The organism is Paenibacillus koleovorans NBRC 103111 (genome assembly GCF_004000845.1).
In the GTDB taxonomy this organism is placed as follows: Bacteria; Bacillota; Bacilli; order Paenibacillales; family NBRC-103111; genus Paenibacillus_AA; species Paenibacillus_AA koleovorans.
Map to the genome: position 1 here is coordinate 1 of NZ_BIMA01000136.1, position 16,930 is coordinate 16,930.

General features: G+C 54.5%; 20 protein-coding genes. 3 read left to right on the top strand and 17 right to left on the bottom strand.

Annotated elements, in window-relative coordinates; all coding sequences use genetic code 11:
- Positions 1–154: 154 nt before the first annotated feature.
- Both PKO02S_RS27975 and PKO02S_RS27980 read right to left on the bottom strand, forming a co-directional pair.
- Positions 155–1,084: a S66 peptidase family protein gene (locus PKO02S_RS27975; RefSeq protein WP_127588330.1), complete on the bottom strand. Its 930-nt coding sequence runs from the start codon at positions 1,082–1,084 to the stop codon at positions 155–157.
- A 117-nt stretch (positions 1,085–1,201) separates the two neighbouring features.
- A complete protein-coding gene (locus tag PKO02S_RS27980; RefSeq protein WP_127588331.1) occupies positions 1,202–1,984 on the bottom strand; it encodes an RNA polymerase sigma factor in 783 nt (260 codons plus the stop codon).
- Positions 1,985–2,159: 175 nt separating this feature from the next.
- Here PKO02S_RS27980 and clpP point away from each other — a divergent pair, with 175 nt between their 5' ends.
- From clpP to PKO02S_RS27995, 3 genes are all read left to right on the top strand, one after another.
- Complete coding sequence (gene clpP / locus PKO02S_RS27985) at positions 2,160–2,747, top strand: ATP-dependent Clp endopeptidase proteolytic subunit ClpP (protein ID WP_127588332.1); 588 nt, start codon at positions 2,160–2,162, stop codon at positions 2,745–2,747.
- A 61-nt stretch (positions 2,748–2,808) separates the two neighbouring features.
- On the top strand, positions 2,809–3,573 hold the full coding sequence (locus tag PKO02S_RS27990) for a hypothetical protein (protein ID WP_127588333.1): 765 nt from the start codon (positions 2,809–2,811) through the stop codon (positions 3,571–3,573).
- A 68-nt stretch (positions 3,574–3,641) separates the two neighbouring features.
- Entirely contained in the window at positions 3,642–4,793 is a 1,152-nt protein-coding gene (locus PKO02S_RS27995) for a ParB/RepB/Spo0J family partition protein (protein WP_127588334.1), read from the top strand.
- Positions 4,794–4,822: 29 nt separating this feature from the next.
- Here the strand turns inward: PKO02S_RS27995 and PKO02S_RS28000 are convergent, their stop codons facing one another.
- The 15 genes from PKO02S_RS28000 to PKO02S_RS28075 all read right to left on the bottom strand — a co-directional run bounded on the left by PKO02S_RS28000 (position 4,823) and on the right by PKO02S_RS28075 (position 16,817).
- On the bottom strand, positions 4,823–5,806 hold the full coding sequence (locus PKO02S_RS28000; protein ID WP_127588335.1) for a hypothetical protein: 984 nt from the start codon (positions 5,804–5,806) through the stop codon (positions 4,823–4,825).
- A 3-nt stretch (positions 5,807–5,809) separates the two neighbouring features.
- Positions 5,810–6,292, bottom strand: a complete 483-nt coding sequence (locus PKO02S_RS28005; RefSeq protein ID WP_127588336.1) for an RNA polymerase sigma factor — start codon at positions 6,290–6,292, stop codon at positions 5,810–5,812.
- 138 nt (positions 6,293–6,430) lie between these two features.
- Entirely contained in the window at positions 6,431–7,162 is a 732-nt protein-coding gene (locus PKO02S_RS28010) for a WbqC family protein (protein ID WP_164821737.1), read from the bottom strand.
- A 31-nt stretch (positions 7,163–7,193) separates the two neighbouring features.
- On the bottom strand, positions 7,194–7,742 hold the full coding sequence (locus tag PKO02S_RS28015) for a GNAT family N-acetyltransferase (RefSeq protein WP_127588338.1): 549 nt from the start codon (positions 7,740–7,742) through the stop codon (positions 7,194–7,196).
- Positions 7,743–7,762: 20 nt separating this feature from the next.
- The gene (locus PKO02S_RS28020; RefSeq protein ID WP_127588339.1) at positions 7,763–8,968 is read right to left on the bottom strand and encodes a glycosyltransferase family 4 protein; all 1,206 of its coding nucleotides are present in this window, start codon (positions 8,966–8,968) and stop codon (positions 7,763–7,765) included.
- 158 nt (positions 8,969–9,126) lie between these two features.
- Entirely contained in the window at positions 9,127–10,044 is a 918-nt protein-coding gene (locus PKO02S_RS28025) for an NHL repeat-containing protein (RefSeq protein ID WP_127588340.1), read from the bottom strand.
- A 141-nt stretch (positions 10,045–10,185) separates the two neighbouring features.
- Positions 10,186–11,298: a zinc-dependent alcohol dehydrogenase gene (locus tag PKO02S_RS28030; RefSeq protein WP_127588341.1), complete on the bottom strand. Its 1,113-nt coding sequence runs from the start codon at positions 11,296–11,298 to the stop codon at positions 10,186–10,188.
- Positions 11,295–12,119 (bottom strand): HAD family hydrolase, encoded by an 825-nt coding sequence (locus PKO02S_RS28035; RefSeq protein WP_127588342.1) that lies wholly within the window; start codon positions 12,117–12,119, stop codon positions 11,295–11,297. The genes PKO02S_RS28030 and PKO02S_RS28035 overlap by 4 nt, the downstream gene beginning before the upstream one ends.
- Before the next feature lie 41 nt (positions 12,120–12,160).
- The gene (locus tag PKO02S_RS28040; RefSeq protein WP_246067483.1) at positions 12,161–12,676 is read right to left on the bottom strand and encodes a GNAT family N-acetyltransferase; all 516 of its coding nucleotides are present in this window, start codon (positions 12,674–12,676) and stop codon (positions 12,161–12,163) included.
- An 8-nt stretch (positions 12,677–12,684) separates the two neighbouring features.
- Positions 12,685–13,119: a GNAT family N-acetyltransferase gene (locus tag PKO02S_RS28045; RefSeq protein WP_127588343.1), complete on the bottom strand. Its 435-nt coding sequence runs from the start codon at positions 13,117–13,119 to the stop codon at positions 12,685–12,687.
- A gap of 194 nt (positions 13,120–13,313) precedes the next feature.
- Positions 13,314–14,129, bottom strand: coding sequence for a sugar phosphate isomerase/epimerase family protein (locus tag PKO02S_RS28050; protein WP_127588344.1), 816 nt, complete (start codon positions 14,127–14,129; stop codon positions 13,314–13,316).
- 491 nt (positions 14,130–14,620) lie between these two features.
- A complete protein-coding gene (locus tag PKO02S_RS28060) occupies positions 14,621–15,124 on the bottom strand; it encodes an NUDIX hydrolase (RefSeq protein WP_127588345.1) in 504 nt (167 codons plus the stop codon).
- Positions 15,112–15,450, bottom strand: a complete 339-nt coding sequence (locus PKO02S_RS28065; protein WP_246067485.1) for a MazG nucleotide pyrophosphohydrolase domain-containing protein — start codon at positions 15,448–15,450, stop codon at positions 15,112–15,114. Before PKO02S_RS28065 ends, PKO02S_RS28060 begins: the two co-directional genes overlap by 13 nt.
- A gap of 16 nt (positions 15,451–15,466) precedes the next feature.
- The gene (locus PKO02S_RS28070) at positions 15,467–16,012 is read right to left on the bottom strand and encodes a GrpB family protein (RefSeq protein ID WP_127588347.1); all 546 of its coding nucleotides are present in this window, start codon (positions 16,010–16,012) and stop codon (positions 15,467–15,469) included.
- 13 nt (positions 16,013–16,025) lie between these two features.
- Positions 16,026–16,817 carry a phosphotransferase family protein gene (locus PKO02S_RS28075; RefSeq protein ID WP_164821738.1) on the bottom strand — a complete coding sequence of 264 codons (792 nt, stop codon included), beginning with the start codon at positions 16,815–16,817 and terminating at the stop codon, positions 16,026–16,028.
- Positions 16,818–16,930: the final 113 nt, after the last annotated feature.

Below are 16,930 nucleotides of genomic sequence, written 5' to 3' on the forward strand. Positions count from 1 at the left end.
ACACCGATGCCGGGAGGTGGCTCCTTGGATGCTGAATCCCCCCCCCCCAGCCACGCTTCGCAAGCGCACCCTTACGCTTTAGCTCTGTGAAGGATTTAAACTTTCTTATTTGTAAACAAAAAACCGCCCCTTCGGACGGTCCCATTCCTGCTGCTTATATTACTTCTACAATCGGCTCCACAACGGTCAAGGTCGACGCATAGGTATTCAAATTCGCTGTCGCCCCTATCGGCAACGCTGCTTTGTAGAACCCATGTCCGGTCGCCAGTCCAGTCATTAAGGGGATGCCGAGCGGAACGATAAACGAGCGGATAAGCTGATCGTAGCTGACTGCGTAAGCTTCCGGACAATCCGAGCATTGCCCCATGACGATGCCGGCGCAGCCGTCCAGCTTGCCCGCTTGGTATAGCTGAAGCAAATACCGGTAAACCGTATTGACGGGTTCGTGAGTATCTTCCAGCACCAGTATTTTACCGCTTGTATCGATCTCGTAAGGCGTTCCCAGGCTCCCCGCGAACGAGGTCAAGTTGCCACCGAGCAACACACCCGTGGCATTCCCCTGCACCAGGCTGACCATTGGCGGGAGCTCAGGCGGATTCTGGATCGTACGGGAATATGCGTACACCGAGGTTTGCTCGAAAAATTGATTGAAATTATAAGCCGGCGTGGATGGTTTGAAATCGATTAGCAGTAAGCTGTGAAGTGTGATCAGACCGGTAAAATACGAGATCGCATTCAACAAAACCGTAATGTCGCTGTAGCCGCTGATCCACTTCGGATGTCGAGCGATTTCTGCAAAATCGAGATAAGGCAATATCCCCGACACCCCGACACCGCCGCGAACCGGCAAGATGAGCCTAACCTGGTCGTTCTGAAACATCTTCATCAAATCCGCCGCTCGCTGCTGATCGGTGCCGGCCAGGAAGCCGTTCTGCGCAAATACGTAATCGCCAACAACCACTTGAAATCCCATCTGTTGCAAAGTAGCGATTCTGGCCTTGATCACAGCAGGATCCAGCGGACTGCCGAGCGTCACGATTCCAATCGTATCGCCGGCTCGCAAGATAGGCGGTCTGATCGCGATTGCGCTCCCCTCCTCCGTACTGTGTACCGCGCTTCGACGAACGTCAGACAGCCGACTGGCGGCCGAACGGACGAAATCGCGGTCATCACGGTTTATGCGAGGCGCGGACCAAATATGTCACGCCGCCAGCATGTACATTTGGACAGGAGTGGCAGAATCTCGCTTGGATACCCGTCGGCGAGCGGCTCCGTCGGCGATGCGCAATGGAGGCGCTTTGCGAGCGCGAGCGATCGCTACGGCAGCTACTGGCTCCAGCACATCGCGTTCAACCAGCTGCAGCAAAGCTGCCAGATCGCCGTTCCGGTAGGCGGACGCAAGCATCCGCAAGTACGCTCTCATCCCTTCGTCGACCGGATCCGCCAGTCGATCCTGCAGCAGCTCCTCGCGCACATGCGCGAGCGCTTGCCTAGCCCGATGCAAGGCCGATTTCACAGCCCCTTCGGTCGTTCGCAGCTTCGTCGCTGCTTCTGCCGCAGAATAGCCGAACAAATCCCGCAGCAGGAAGACGGCTCTCTGGATCGGCGGCAAATGCCGGATTAACACATGCCAGATCTGCTCCAGCCCGGTAGTAGTATCCGAATGCGCATCTGCCACGGCACCAGCCCTCTGCGAGGCAACGGCTGCGATGCGCAGCTGCTCCAGCTTGCGCTGCCAAACCGCTCTCCTGCGAGTCTGATCGACCCATGTATGCTTCGCAACACGAATCAGTAACGCTTCCGGGTTCGCATGATTGCGAGATGCAATTGCATCCCAAGCCTTGACCCAAGTCTCTTGTGCCAAATCATCTCCATCCCAACCGGATCGCGTCAAGGACAGGCAATATCGGTTGACCGCCCGCTGCAGCTCTTCGATCCGCTCCGACGCGCCAACCTCAATTTCCGTTTCGAATAGATTTGTCATCGGACTTCCTCCTTCACTACAAGTTTCCCTAGGTAACCGAATGAACGTTTCCGGAAGATACGCATGCCGCAACAAAATAGTTGGTTATCCCCATTATAGAGTCCCTGCGTATCTTCTGTCTTCCCTCATTCGATTACGAAGCAGTTCAACCTAATTCCAACTTGGAGGGATTCCTATGAGCCATTATGTTCCCTATGTTGTAGAGCAAACTGCTCGCGGCGAACGTTCGTACGATATTTACTCTAGGCTGCTGAAGGATCGGATCATCTTCCTGGGGACGGCGATCGACGACCAGCTGGCGAACAGCGTTGTCGCCCAATTGCTGCTGTTAGCCTCGGAGGACTCGGAGAAGCCGATCCAGATGTACATCAACAGCCCTGGAGGCTCCACCACCGCTGGCTTCGCCATCTACGACACGATGCAGTTCATCAAACCGCAGGTGCACACGATCTGCACCGGCATGGCCGCTTCCTTCGCCACTTTGCTGCTCGTAGCGGGTGCCAAGGGCCATCGACTCGCCTTGCCCAATAGCGAAATTATGATCCATCAGCCGCATGGAGGCGCGCAGGGTCAAGCAAGCGACATCGCGATCAGCGCCAAACGCATACTGGGCATTCGCCAGAAATCGAATGAGATTATGGCCGAACGCACCGGCCAGCCGCTGCACAAGATCGAGCTGGACACGGACCGCGATTTCTTCATGACGGCCCAAGAGGCGCTGGAATACGGCATTATTGACAAAGTCGTGACCACCTTATCCTGACGTTAATATAAATATCCTATCAGCCCTATATTCTCCAGCGGGGCTGATGGGAGGGCTCGGGATGATCTACTTAGTCAGCTATGCGACGAAAAAATATTACCGCTCCCAGGACCTGATGCGGGTATCGGCCCTGAAGCACGGCGTAGACCGGGTATTTGCATTCCGTGAAAAGGATTTGCAGGCGAGCCGCTTCTACGAGCGCAACGAGCCGATTCTGAAGCAGCGTCGGGGTGGAGGCTACTGGATATGGAAGCCTTATTTTTTGCTGCGCGTGATGGAACGAGCGGAGCCGGATGACATCGTCATCTATTGCGATTCGGGCATTGAGATCATCAGGCCTTTGGCCCCTTTGATCGAGCTATGCCGCCGTAGGAAACACGCCGTCTTGTTCCAGACGCATGGACAGCGGAACTCGATGTGGACGAAGCGCGATTGTTTCGTGTATATGGGCTGCGACGAGAAGAAGTATTGGAATGCGCAGCAGCTGATGGGGTCCTTCCATGTGCATATCAACAACGAGAGGAACCGTAAGCTGATCCAAACGTGGAAATCGTATTGTGAAGACGCTCGTGTAGTCACCGACATGCCCAATCAATGCGGGTTGAGCAATTTGCCGGATTTTAAGGATCATCGACACGATCAATCGATTCTATCGCTCCTGGCTGTGAAGCAAGGGATGGAGATATTCCGTGCGCCAAGCTCAATGGGCAACCGGTTTAAGATGATACCTGCCTATGACAACGCCGAGCTAGAAAAACAACTGGACAATCCCTACCGGAATTCCAAGTACGACACTCTGCTGAACCACCATCGGAATCGTTTATGATATAATACATGTGACTCGCCCCGTCCAATGGAGCTACGGGGACTTCTACATAGGATAGGAGCCGTCGCATGGATATTATTGAACTAGCCATCGAGCTGATCGACGAAGATACGGATCAACCGCGTTACCAATTTGACGAGACGGCGCTGCAGGAGCTTATGAACAGCATCGCGGAGCTCGGACTTCTGTCGCCGATCAAGGTCAGGAAGATCGGTCCGGACCGCTATAAAATCGTATACGGCAACCGTCGCTACAAAGCTAGCAAGATGCTCGGCCGTCCGACGATTCCGTGCATTGTTACGACTGCGACGGATGAGATGGACATCTACTTGGAGCAGATCGCCGAAAATTTGACCCGCGAAGGCTTCTCCCCGATCGAAGAGGCGGAGGCCTTCCACAAGCTGATGAACGATCCGAAGTTCAACAGCTCGGTCAAGTTCTTATCTAGCAAACTAGGCAAGCCCGAGTCGTATATCAAGAACAAGTGCGAGCTGCTCAAGTTCGGGCCGGCGGTGAAGAAGCTGATCGTCAGCGGGACGCAGATTCGCAAGGACTGCCTGACCGAGGATCAGTTGCTGCCGCTCAAGGACTTGCCGCTCGAATACCGCGACCCGCTGGCGAAATGCGCCGCGCGCGACGAGCTGCCGGTTAGCGACGTGAAGAAAATCGCCCTGCTGTTCAAGGACTCGGCGATCTCCGACAGCACCAAGAACAAGCTGCTGTACAAATCCGGCCCCGAGCTGCTCGAGACATGGTCGGCGTTGAAAGCGAGCCGGGCGGCCCGCGAGAAGGCGCTGCCCGAGGCGAAGCCGGCCGGCGGGCGTGCGGGCAAAGGCGCGGCCGCGGAAGCGGCGCAGGCGGCTGCGCCTTCAGCAGCGGCGACCGCGGCCGCTGCACCTGCAGCGCCTGCTGCGTCAGCCGCAGACGCCACAGGCACCGCCGCGCCTGAAGCTGGCGCCACCGCCGCGAGCGGGCTTGCCGCCGTGGCCCCGGCCGCCAAGGCGCCCGCCGCCGCTTCGCCTTCGAGCCCGCTCGAAGGCTTGCTCCACAGCCTGCTCGCCGCGCTGCCGGCGACCAGCCCGCTGACGCCCGAGCTGCTGCAGGCGCTCGATCAAGTCGCCGACAAGGCGGCGTTCCGCACCGAGGTCGACCGGCTGATCCTCAGCCTCGAGGAGCACCTGAACGAATGGAAAACCATCCAAAAAAGAAGCGCCGGCTAACGGCGCTTCTTTTTTGTCGGATCTCATTCTCAATTCAAGTTATTCCACAAGATGTCGAACGCCCCCCGCTCCACTTGGAAGAATACAGAGGCGAAGCCGTATAGCACATACCCGTTCTCGAACAAACGGAGCCGCACTTCGCTGCCGTCCGCCAGCTGCAGGAGGAGGAATTTCTGGTCGCCTTCCTCGCCTTCCTCGCCTTCGAAAATCCCTTTCGACACAAGCGGCTCACCCGCCACCGGCTTCGCTTGCAGCAGCGCATCGAGGAAGGCGCCAAGGGACTTCTCCGACAACATGAGCTTCTTCGTCTGATTCAAGCCGTTGTTCCAGCTATCGAACGGCTCATAAGCCGCTTGCTTCACTTGTCCAGCGAGCTTCAGCTTGCCGAACACATCCGCGCCGCTCTGAACCGTAAGCCCGTTCAGGCAGTCGAACAACTCGACGAACACTTGTCCGTCCATTTCCATGTAGGTCATGATCCGGAACTGGCTATCATACCCCTTCACCGCGTAGACGTCGCTGATTCCCGTCGTGGAGGCGAATTCCTTCGCATAGTCCGCCTGCTTGCTCCACTCGTCGATGTTGCCCTTCGTCTGCCCCAGCTTCTCGCCCCGGATCGATTTCGCCGCCTCCGGCGAGATCGTCGTGCTCGATTGCGTGTAAATGCGGCCTTGATAGACGATTAGCCCGATCATGTTCATCATTGCACCGGACGAGCCGCTAGGCAGCTTCATCTTCGGGATGTGCACCCCCTCCCCCGAATGCCCGACTACCGGGGGTGTTGCCGTTGCGCGAGACCCGTCCAGCCTATCATTCGACCAGAACTGCGCGCTGCCCAGACCAAGACTGACCGCCAGCACGATAGAAGCGGCTACGATGGCGGATGTTTGCCTGCTGCGGCGCACCTCACTCTTGTGCCTCTCTGCTGAATCTTCCAATCTTGCAAGCCGCTCTCTAAACCCAGGGTCGGGCACCACGCCTGCGAACGCGCGTTTATACCGCTCCTTGTCCATCGCTCATTCTCCTTCCAGCTCCAGCTTGAGCAGCTGTCTTCCGCGCGCTAGACGCATCTTCACCGCCGACTCGCCGATCTGGAGCGTTTCCGCTATTTGTTTCACCGAATAATCTTCGTAATAATGCAAATGGATTACCGCTTTATATTTGACAGGCAGACGCAGTACGCTTTCCAGCAGGCCGAGATGCTCGGGATCGGTTGTCCAAGACTCGATGTCTTCCAACTGCATCGCCCGCTTGCGCCAAAACCCGCGCAGCTTGTTCTTGCACCCATTCGTCAGCACCCGGATGAGCCAAGCTTTCTCATGCTCGGAATCCTGGAACGGCGGCGCCTGGTAGAGCAGCTTTATGAAAACGTCCTGCACCGCTTCTTCCGCATCGTGTTTGTTCCCCATATAAACAACCGCGATTTTATACAGCATGGCGCCATATTTGTTATAACGATCCGAAAACGATTCGCTCGGCCGAAGCGGATTTCGTTCCATTCCTTGGCCCCCCTTCACCTGTAACACACCGTGCAAGGCTACATGGTCACATCAACTCCCGTCATCTTAGCAAAATAGAAAATAGACTGCCAGCACACAGCACACGTCTGAACAGTCTAAAGTAGCTTCAAAAGAGCATCAGCCAAACACCGGCCAATTTTCCGTGCCACCCGAGAGGAGCACTTTCATCGCACTCTCCAAGTCCAGATGGGCAAGCAGATCGAGAACGGACAAATTGGGCAAAAAAGGCCCTTTGGTCTGTGGATAAACCGGACAGCTCCAATTTTGGACAAGCACGCTCAAATCCCGGTTGCGAAAATGATCCAGGCTGAGATACCGCCGGTAGCCTTCCATCCCGCATACATAATGAGTCCCTCCAACCTCCTTCACCATAGCCGCCATTCGTTCAGAAGCTTTCATTTCCGGTACCAGGCCTAACTCGTATGCGCTCAGTATCGCACCCTTCCACCCCAGCTGTGCGAGGAAATCCGTCATCCAGTTGGCGCAGAACCTGCGAAAATCTGCCTGCCCCCGCTCCTGTGCCGTGAGATATTCGATTGTAAGAGGCTTGATGTGGCGGTCAAAATAAGCGCTTTTCCTGTAAGCATGGCAGAGTAGCTTCTGCAGCTTGGCGGTCCAATGAGAATCATAGAGGATTTTTGCATGCTGAATGCCGATCCGACCGCCGCCGCCGACCGGGATCGAGCATAGATGGCGCACGCCGTTCACCTTCAGCTCGAAGCTTGTTTGCCCGACTCGTTTGTTAAGCTGCACGTCGTCGAGCATCACCCAGATGTCGCTGTTCAAGATCCGATTGATATAGTGAAGAGGCGGGAACACATTCGGCTGATAAACGCATACTTTGTTCAAGCTCCACTCCTCCCCGCCAAGCCGCACACTTCTATTTTTTGTCGATCCAGACCAGCACGTATTTCACACCGTAGGAATCTACGAAGCCGTCATCCAGAATGACAACATCCGATTTCTTCCTCGCTTCGAAAAATTCGGTCATAAACGCCTTGTCCGCCACCTTCGCCCCAAGCAGCAGGGCAAACGGCAGAGACAGCTTGTGATCACGTCGGATGATCGCCGTGATCGTATGATAGTCGCTCATCTTCCGCCAGTCCATATAGGCTTGAATCATCAGCTTGCGGCCGATCCTCTTGCCGGCATAATCGGGGTGGACCGCCACGCGATGCACATGATTCCAGCCCGGCAGCGGGGACGAGCAGATCAGGAAGGCGATCAGCCTCCCTTCCTTCACGACGCCATAGCTGGTATCGAATTTGCCGGCCAGCTCCGAGACAAATTGCTCCTCTCCCCATACTTCTGTTGAATACAAGTGGCCTCGTTCCTCATACACCCGTTGCTCGACTTCCAGGAGATCGGCCAGATAAGTCAGAATCTGATGCTCGTCCAGCTGAATAACCGTCAAACCTTTGTCCAGCATTCCGATTCTCCTCCTTCTCCTCAATTACGCTTCCCGGCTGCGCCTTTATAAATGCCTATTACTTGTTGCATCATGTGGGTTAAGGACAGATGCTGCACGCTCCACGCGTGCGCGCCGATCGCCAAGTCTCTCTGCAGCTTCGGATCGGCCATCAGCTTTTTCAGCTGCCTGTACAGCTTGTTGCTGTCTCCTGCCGGAACTAGCAAGCCGTTTTTACCTGGATCGATCATTTCCTTAATGCCCCCCACTTCGGAGGCGATAATCGCTTTGCCTGCCACTTGCGCCTCCGCGAGCGAGAACGGGTAATTTTCCTCGAGGCTCGGGATGACGAAGATGTCGGCTTGCTTCAGCAAAGCGGGCACGTCGCTGCGACGGTCCAGAAACTTGACCTCGTTTTTCAGTCCAAGCCGTTGAACTTGATCTTTCAAAACTTTCTCCGCCTCGCCGGTCCCCGCCACCCAGAGCTCCCAGTCCTTCCGCTCCTTGTTCAGCTTGGCTAGCGCATCGAGCAGCACGTGCTGACCTTTCACTTTCTCGAGGCGTCCCGTCGAGATGATTACTCTTTTGTCAGCCGGCTTGAGAAGTCCCGTCGAAGCCTTCATCCGATGCTTGAAGCTCTTGATGTCGATGCCGTTATGAATGACCGTCATCTTGCCGACCGGAATGCCGCATCGCTGATATACGCCTTTCAGCCATTCCGATGGAACGATCGTCCGATCTGTCTGCGAGATCGCCAACGACTCGAATGAAGAAACCATTAACCACCCCAAGGAGTTCGGTGTGATGCGGCCGAAGTAATAGTACTCTGCGGTGACGCAGCCATGCGCGGTCAGAATCAAGGGAACATGGCTCGGCTTGTAGAAGCTCATGACGCTGGACGATACGATGTCTTGCGCATGGATGACATCATACCGCTTCAGGTCCAGAGACTGCACGATGCCGATGTATTCTGCGGCTTCCTTCTCCAGGAAGCTCACATGTTTGCCGATACCCTTGTCCATGAAAAACGAAGGCATTTTGAAAATGTTGCCGCCCGACAGGGAGCCTCGCCGTTTTTTTACTCTGGCCTGACCTTCGGAGCTGGTGAGGTAGTACTTCTCGTCGTTGCGGGCTAAAATGTCGACTTGGTGGCCGGCTTGCTCGAGTCCTTTTCTCAATTCGTCGATATAGACTCCTACCCCGCCCTTTGGGGGATAAGCAAATATAGTAGTGAGCAAAACTCTCAATCGAACTCTCTCCTTTCGCACAATGTGATGTATCCTATGCGAGGAAAGGTTGATAGGAAAGGTATAGATGAACTATGAACCTATAAAAAATACTATGGCTCGAAGCGCAAAAAACCGCCCCATTCCGGAGCGGTTGCGAGAGATGCTGGCAGATTCGATTACTGGCGGATCAGCTTCGTGATGCGACCGAATTGCGTCCACTCCGCCAAATACACGTTGTGCTGCTTGTCGACGCAGATGCCGTGCGGGGAGCTGAACTTGTTCGGGCGGAAATAGTCGAGCGGCAAATTCGGCCAGCCTTGTTGTTTGTAGGCTTGTTGGTCTTCGCCCAAATGGGTGATCAACCTGTCGTTCTTATCGAAAACGGTAACCCGGCTATGCAAGTCCGGGAAGTAGATTTCATCGCCGTCATAGTAGAAATTGCAAGGCATATCCATGTCGTCCACGATAAACCGCTTGTGCACCCCGCCCAGCGTAAACACTTGGATGCGGAAATTGCCGCGGTCTGCGACATACAGCTCCGGCTCCGGTCCGCGCAAGTCAAGCGAGATGCCGTGCGGGCATTTCATCTGTCCCGGCTCGGAGCCTTTGCCGCCCCAGGAATGGATGTAGTTGCCGGCTGCATCGTATTGGATGATATAGCTTTGTCCATAGCCGTCAGCGATGTAAATATCGCCGTTCGGACCAACGCAGACGTCTGTCGGCTTGAACACGCGCTCGGCGTCGTAGATGTCCGGCAGGTCGGGCGTCTCCAGGGTGAGAAGCGTCTGTCCGTCCATGGTCAGTTTTTTCATGATGCAGCGCTTCACGTCAGTCACATAAAGGAACTCTTGACCGTCCGTCTCGCGATGCAGGTAGAAGCCGTGTGCGCCGCCTTCGAACTCTTCCCCCCAGCCGGCGAGAAATTCGCCTTCGCTGTTGAACTTCAGTACCGAAGGCGTCCCGGTGTGGAACACATACATATCGCCGTTCGCGTCGCATTCTACGCCATGGGTGTACCCCAGCGTTACATGGGCAGGTATTTTCGCCCAACCTTCCGCCACTTCGTACTGATGCGTTCCGTTTCCTACCCTCATGTTCACAGCCTCCCATGGATTCTCTGGTTTCTATATGAGTAATGCCACATCTGCCCTTCATTTTACCGTAAGCACTCTCTCAAGGACACATTAATTTTAGTGGATGGGAGGAACGGGAAGCTTGGTTTATTTTACGAAAAACTAGGCGTTTTTTCCGAATCCCATGTTTGGTTGCTCTTGCGTCCAATCGAGAACGATCCCGAGCGCGTTTTCCTTCCGCTGGTGCAAGAGCTCGTACCCCTGCTGCACCTCGCTCCAGTGGAGCACATGCGAGAGCAGCGGCTCGGTACGCAGGCTGCCGTTCGCGATCAGGCGGAGCACATAGCGAAGCAGCTCCGCGCTCGTCGGCAACCCGTCGATGCCCTTGATGTTGCCGTGGGCTCCGATCAGCGATACGCCTTTCCGGTGGATATGGCGGTAGATGTCGATCTCCGCCTTCCCGCGGGGCGAGCCGAGCAAGATCACCTGCCCGTGGTCGCGGACGGCGTCCAGGGCCACGTTGACGAGCGACGGACTTCCCGTCGCCTCGACGACGATATCGGGCGAGGCACCGCCGCTGTTCGCCGCTTGGCGAAGTTCGACCGTTAGATCGACATTGCTTCCGGATAATATGGTAGTAGAGATGTTCGTCGAGTGTGCGATGTCTAATCGCGATGGCTCCAGGTCGATGCCGATCACGTTCGCTCCCTGGATCGCATAGAGCTGGGCGGCCAAGTTTCCTATGAGGCCCATGCCTAGCACCGCCACACGGTGGCCTTCCCTGAAACGGGAGTGGATCAGCGCGGTCATGGAGATTTCGGCCAGGCGTGCGAACAAAGCCGCCTTCGGGTCGATGCCCGGCGGGAGCGGGAGGATGAACTCATCCGAGCACGGCAGGATGTCGTAGGTGGCATGATGGCCGAGCGTGAGCACTTTTTGACCGGATTGGAACTTGTTGCCGACCTCTTTGCCGGTTGCCACCACTTCGCCAACGGAAGCGTAGCCGGAGTAGAACGGGAACTTCGCCCAGCGGTTGGCCGGATTGTTCAGATCGATATGAGTGCCGGTGTAGAACGCGAGCTCTGTGCCGGGACTGATCAGACTGTAATCGGTACGAATTAGGACGCTGTCCGCCGGGACTTGGTCTTCGCGCCACTCGGCCGATTCATAAACGCATTTGTATGCCTCGGGGATCACTACTTTGTGACCTGTTAGTTGGCGTGTGTTGGTGTAGGTGTTCGTGGTGTTGTCGGTGTTGTCGGTGTGCGTGGTCATGATGGCTGGTTCCTCCCTTGGATGATCGGTAAAGTTGAAAGGATGGCGTTGAGCTCAGCTATGTGCTTAATGGTTGCGTAAGGCGCTAGGGCCGGGACTGGCTCAGTGGCTAACGTCATGGCTACGGCAGGGGCTGATGCTGAGGCTGATGCGTCGCTCGGGATCGGTAGTTGTGCGCGGTTCACCCAGACGGCGGCGATACCCGCCTGCATCGGCCCCTGCACGTCGGCGTGCCAGGAATCCCCGATGAACAACGCTTGTTCGGGCTGCGTGCCGAAAAAGTCCAGCATCCTCCGGTAAATCCTCGAATCGGGTTTGGCGTAGCCTACCTTCTCCGAGATGACGACCGTTTCCTCGTTGAAATGCCGCTCGAGACCGAGCCGCTCCAGCTTCTGCATCGAGATGTCGCCGGGGCCGTTCGTCACGATCGCCAGCTGGCGCCCTTCCGCAGCGAATCGGTTGAACATCGTGATCAGCGCTTCGTCCCGCTCGATCCGGCTAAGCGACTGCTCGATGAAGAGCCGGTTGAAGCTGTCGTACTCCTCCTCCGTGATCGGCCGGGCGAACTCCAGCAGCGCCTGCTCCAATCTTCGGAACCGGTACGCCTGGAAGGACAGCTGCCCACTCTCCACCAGCGGCCACATGCCGGTGCTATGCTTCTCGAATGTCTCGTAGAGCAGTGCAAGCTCGAAGCCGCGAGTGAAGTCGAGCTGCTGGAATGTCGCTTTCAGTGCCAACGGCCAGTTGCGGGTAAAATCGTACAGCGTATCGTCCAGGTCGAACATGAGTAGTTTGAAGGGGTCTGGGGTGTGGTTGGGCATTTGTGATGACTTCTCCTTTTATGCATATATGACTTGCTGTTTCAATCCGGATGAAACTCCAGCATCTCATTGCTCGGCACATACCCATTTCGCAAATAAAAGTCTCGCCCGTCCTCACTCGGCCAAACGATAACAAATTCCAACTGCTCCGCCTTCACCCAGGACTCTATAGCTTGAAGCAGCTTCGAGCCGATGCCCCTTGACCTGTAGTCCGGCTTGGTGTACACATTCGTCATGTAGGCGAACGGATGCGTCACTCGGCCGGGGCGCGGGACTTTGTGCACTAGCTCCATATAGATGTGGGCGATAATTTCGCCATACTCTGCAGTTGGTGCTTCGTCCGCATCTTCCGCATCTTCCGCATCTGCTGCTTCTGCCACCCAAACGAACCAATGCCCGCTCCGGGCAGCCGCCTCCCAAAACTCGCCGAATTCGGCTTCGAACGCCGGAAAGAGGGGTTCGCTGACGGGGTGGGTCCGGTGTTCATTCGTGAACATCCAACGCATCTGAGCCAACTGCCGGCTATCGGCCACTGTCGCTAAACGGATCTTGTACAAGTCGGCATTCACCTCTCCAGGTTTCTGAGATAATCCGGCATACGTCGCATGAAGCGCTCTTGATCCCGGTTGAATTCGTACTGCTCATACAGTCCGTGCGCATCTCGCGTCCCGAGGACACCCATTAGATTTTTCAGCTCTGGTGAGGTGGTGATCGTTTCTATTAATTGCTTGCCTATGTTTTGGCCTCTGTACGCTTCATCGACAAATACATCCGCAAGCCAATACATCGTCGCATGATCCGTCACCACCCGGGCAAAGCCTATCTGCTTGTCTCCGATGTAGACGCCATAGCAGATTGAGTTCTCGATGGCCATCTTCATTTTGTCAGGCGATCGTTTGTTAGCCCAGTAACTCTTCGCCAGGAAGCCCATGATGGTGTCCAAGTTCAGTTTGGACTTTTCTGTGCTGATTAGCAGCTCATTTTCATCGTAAGTGGTCATGGAGTGCGGGCTCTCTCCTTACTATTGGACTTCCAAGCTCAGTTTGTGCACAACAACTTATATTTCGCCAAATGGCACCTTCGCGTCAAACTAACATTCCATACAGGCATTCGTCCATCTACTCTACCACTTCCCCGGTAAACGACAAACCCTGACCAGGCTCGGCCAGAGTTTGTTCGCCACTATCCTTTTGCTTACTTCGCCAAGCCTCTCATATACTCCACAAAATGCGGCAACGCCACTTCCGGCTCTTCGATCGTTGGGTGCCATTTCTTTTCCCACTCGAAGGAGAGCCATCCGTCATATCCGTTCTGCTGCAAAATGTCGATGCACTCCGGAATCGGCACATCGCCTTCCCCGACTAATGTGATTTTCTCGTTGCTGCCTGTGCCCAGCGTATCCTTAATGTGCGTATGTTGAACCAGCTTGCTAAGATTGGTGTACGTTTGGCTGACCGATTCCCCGGTGTCTTGGTATTTGACAGGGTTGGCCACGTCCCATAGCACTCCGAAACGATCGCTCTCAACTTGCGCCGCAACAGCCAGCAAATTTTCTGACGAAGCGAAGTCGCCGTGCGTTTCCATCAAAACCATCACCGGCTTTCCCTCTGCGTGCTGACTCAAAGCCTGCATGCCGCGAGCCACTTGCGCTATCATTTCTTCGCGTTTGGCCGGATCGGGAATTCGGTCGCCGAACACGCGAATATAAGGAACGCCCATCCGTGCTGCCAGATCGATCGTAGCTTTTCCTTCCTCTACAAAACCGTCGAACTTCTCCTCGTCATCGAATCGGCACGACGTATCGAAGCAGCAGATGCTGAGCCCTCTCGCCTGAAGATCGGCCATCGTTTGCGCCAAGTTTTCTTCCAGGAACGGAGTCATTTTGGGGACGAACATCTCCCCCTGCAACCCCCGAATCTCGATACCGTTGTATCCCATGCGAACCGTCTCTTCTACGATGCGCTCCCATGTCCACTCCGGACAACCCAATGTCGTGTACGCTAGTTTCATAGCCAATCTCCTCCACTTGTTCGTTTTATATAAGCAACCCCATAGGAGTACTATACCACGCCTGCCGTCAGGATCCTATCACCAGCATTTCAGATCCGTTCATACATTTCTGGAAATCGAAACTATCGTGAAAAACCCAAAAATAAGTGAAGTCTATGCTTCTAGATCTAGGTCGATCGAGAAGTTTCCATCTGTGTGCGGTGATGCTGGGCCAGGAGGACTCTCCTAGTGGACCCCGATGCCTAAACAATATAACAAAATCGCTTGTTGCATATAAACCAAATTCCGTTTGAACGCATATCCGACGAAATATGGGGACTCCATTACCTCCGCACTTACTTCTTCGTCACGAAAGAATGGCGGACAGGGATTGAGCCAAGCTCCCGGATTGGCGATGCTCATACGTTCGGATGTACATCAGTTCCAAGATTTGAATCTCCGTTAAGGAGGCGATATCTAGTAGGTGCAAGGGGGAGTCTCCTTTTCATGTACTAATCGATCACTCGGCGCTTAATATTTCGCTGCGCTAAATAAAATTGAATACCCACCCGATCCACACCCGCAAATTGGGCGGGATCCTGCTCCATCATTTGTCGGATTTCATCTACGGATCTCCAGTGCACATTTTTAGAGGCATCGCCATTAGGCAGAAGCGGTCCGTCTGCTTGACACAAAAAGTATGCGCCCGTACAATCGACCGGTCCAGCCAATGTCTGAAACACGGCGAATGGTTGTATACATTCCACTTCGTAGTACGCCCCGGTGCCCAGCGAGTCCATTCGGGTTTCCTCGCCGATGACGCGAACGTCGGTTAGCCCAGTCTCCTCGTATATTTCTCGTCTCAGACCGGTCAGGATCGGCTCGAACAGCTCCAATCGACCTCCAGGCAGCTCCAGACCTTCCGGCTCGTTCGGCTTTACTCTTGTTTGCAGCACCAGTTCGGTGATTCCATCTCTTTCCCTCTCGATCAGAGCTCTTGCGTTTACTGCGAACATGGTGACTCTCCTTTATATTGGGCGTTACTGGTTTGCGCATACTTCTTGACGTTTATTTGTTCTTTTAGGATGGCGCATTCCTCTAAATCTATCTCGTAAATGTTGGCAATGGCTGCGATATAATAGAGCACATCATAGAGTTCCTCTTCAATTGTGCCTTTTATGGTGCCTTCGTCATTAAGCCGTCTGTTTTTCCTCAATACTTCTGATAGCTCTCCAACCTCTTCAATCAATTTATAAAAATAATGCATCGGCTGGTCCGGCCTGAAATCTTGGTTTTTGATATACGCCTGGAGCTCTGTTATTGAGAATCCTTGTTGCAGCAATTTGTTTCCTCCCGTCTCACGCATCCGAAGGCCCAGGCCGCCATCCGACCATCTTACTCCACCCGCTAGCCCTTCTCAAAATCTCCCAAATAATCGGATCCTTTGCCTCGACATAATGTTCCCGCTCATGCTGATACTGCTGCATCAGAGAGTACTTGGTTTCCGCGTATCGTTTGCAATCCTCAGGGTGTTGTCGCAAGTAATCCCGGAACAACAGGGCCGTTTGCTCCGACCAGCTTCCATGCTCGCGTACATGCAGATGCACACGTTTGGCGCCTGGCGGTTCTCTGAAGTAACGTTTGGTCAAATCCGGGTTATCCGCACGATACCGGTAGCCTATTGCTGCCAGTCGCTGAACAATTGGATCACATTGGTCAAAAGACTCGACAGCCACTTGGACATCAATGACAGGTTTCGCATCCAGTCCTACGACCGAGGTCGAGCCAATGTGATCGATCCGAACCGCCAACTCCGCCAAAGCACCTCTTATTGCTGTTCCGATTGTTCTAAACTCTACAGGCCACTTGGGATCATAAGGTACAACTACGATCGGATCCGGCAACTCCATCACTCCCCTAAACCAAACTAATTCCTCTATGTATGATCCTCAGTAGCGAGTCGCGCTCCCCAGGGATCCCTTCATGCAACCGATTAATCGCCGAGGGCACAATCCATCTGATCCAAGCCAGACGATCCGATGGGTTTGCTTTCAGGTAGGCGCTCATGTAGTGACGCAGAATCTGAAATTTCACACTCCTGAAATCGATCCCTCTAATGAATTCAGGCTGAGAAGCAACTCTCAGAATGAGGGAGCTATGGACAAAATCCGCGAGCGGGCTGCCACTGCTTGCATTTTCCCAGTCTACGATAATTGACCCGTTGGTTGTGAAAATGACGTTATCGACATGGAAGTCTCCATGACAAAGTGAATCCCCGTCGGGTAGCTGCACAAGGAGCTCCATTGCCTTGGCTTTTACGTTTTCCTCCAGCGGTGCGGCTAGGATGTTGCGGCTCATTCGATTACGTTGAGAGGGAAGCGCACAGGTGCTCACCTTATGCAAATCCGCATGCAATTGTCCGCTAAGTTCGGCAGCCCATCTCAACTTTCGTAGATCCGTAATGATGTGCTTGAGTAAGGTCAAACCCGTTATTCGTTCATAAATAATGCCGATCCGCTCGCCCATCTGAAACAACTCATACGGCTCCGCCACCGGCAAGCCTGCCTGATGGACGATACCGGCAATTTCGTATTCGTGGGTTACTTGAGCAACGGAGGTTCCTGAACGGAACAGCTTGATCGCCCGATTTCGCCCGAATTCGAACACTTCCGCAAGCCGCCCTTCGCCTAACTTTTGGCCAAGCTCCATCCGCGTCACCCTCCCCCTTACAAATTTGTCCATACTAGCCGATCCTCTACAGGTTACTCTTTCATCTTCTGTCCGGCAAGAGAAAAATAGCTCCAGTGACGCGCAAAGTCTCC

Coding starts and splice junctions, on each gene's coding strand:
- clpP (WP_127588332.1), top strand. CDS start 2,160: ATGAGCCATTATGTTCCCTATGTTGTAGAGCAAACTGCTCGCGGCGAA.
- PKO02S_RS27995 (WP_127588334.1), top strand. CDS start 3,642: ATGGATATTATTGAACTAGCCATCGAGCTGATCGACGAAGATACGGAT.
- PKO02S_RS28035 (WP_127588342.1), bottom strand. CDS start 12,119: ATGCCCAACCACACCCCAGACCCCTTCAAACTACTCATGTTCGACCTG.
- PKO02S_RS28000 (WP_127588335.1), bottom strand. CDS start 5,806: ATGGACAAGGAGCGGTATAAACGCGCGTTCGCAGGCGTGGTGCCCGAC.
- PKO02S_RS28060 (WP_127588345.1), bottom strand. CDS start 15,124: ATGTTCGCAGTAAACGCAAGAGCTCTGATCGAGAGGGAAAGAGATGGA.
- PKO02S_RS28025 (WP_127588340.1), bottom strand. CDS start 10,044: ATGAGGGTAGGAAACGGAACGCATCAGTACGAAGTGGCGGAAGGTTGG.
- PKO02S_RS28015 (WP_127588338.1), bottom strand. CDS start 7,742: ATGCTGGACAAAGGTTTGACGGTTATTCAGCTGGACGAGCATCAGATT.
- PKO02S_RS28030 (WP_127588341.1), bottom strand. CDS start 11,298: ATGACCACGCACACCGACAACACCGACAACACCACGAACACCTACACC.
- PKO02S_RS27980 (WP_127588331.1), bottom strand. CDS start 1,984: ATGACAAATCTATTCGAAACGGAAATTGAGGTTGGCGCGTCGGAGCGG.
- PKO02S_RS28075 (WP_164821738.1), bottom strand. CDS start 16,817: ATGGAGCTTGGCCAAAAGTTAGGCGAAGGGCGGCTTGCGGAAGTGTTC.
- PKO02S_RS28005 (WP_127588336.1), bottom strand. CDS start 6,292: ATGGAACGAAATCCGCTTCGGCCGAGCGAATCGTTTTCGGATCGTTAT.
- PKO02S_RS27990 (WP_127588333.1), top strand. CDS start 2,809: ATGATCTACTTAGTCAGCTATGCGACGAAAAAATATTACCGCTCCCAG.
- PKO02S_RS28050 (WP_127588344.1), bottom strand. CDS start 14,129: ATGAAACTAGCGTACACGACATTGGGTTGTCCGGAGTGGACATGGGAG.
- PKO02S_RS28045 (WP_127588343.1), bottom strand. CDS start 13,119: ATGACCACTTACGATGAAAATGAGCTGCTAATCAGCACAGAAAAGTCC.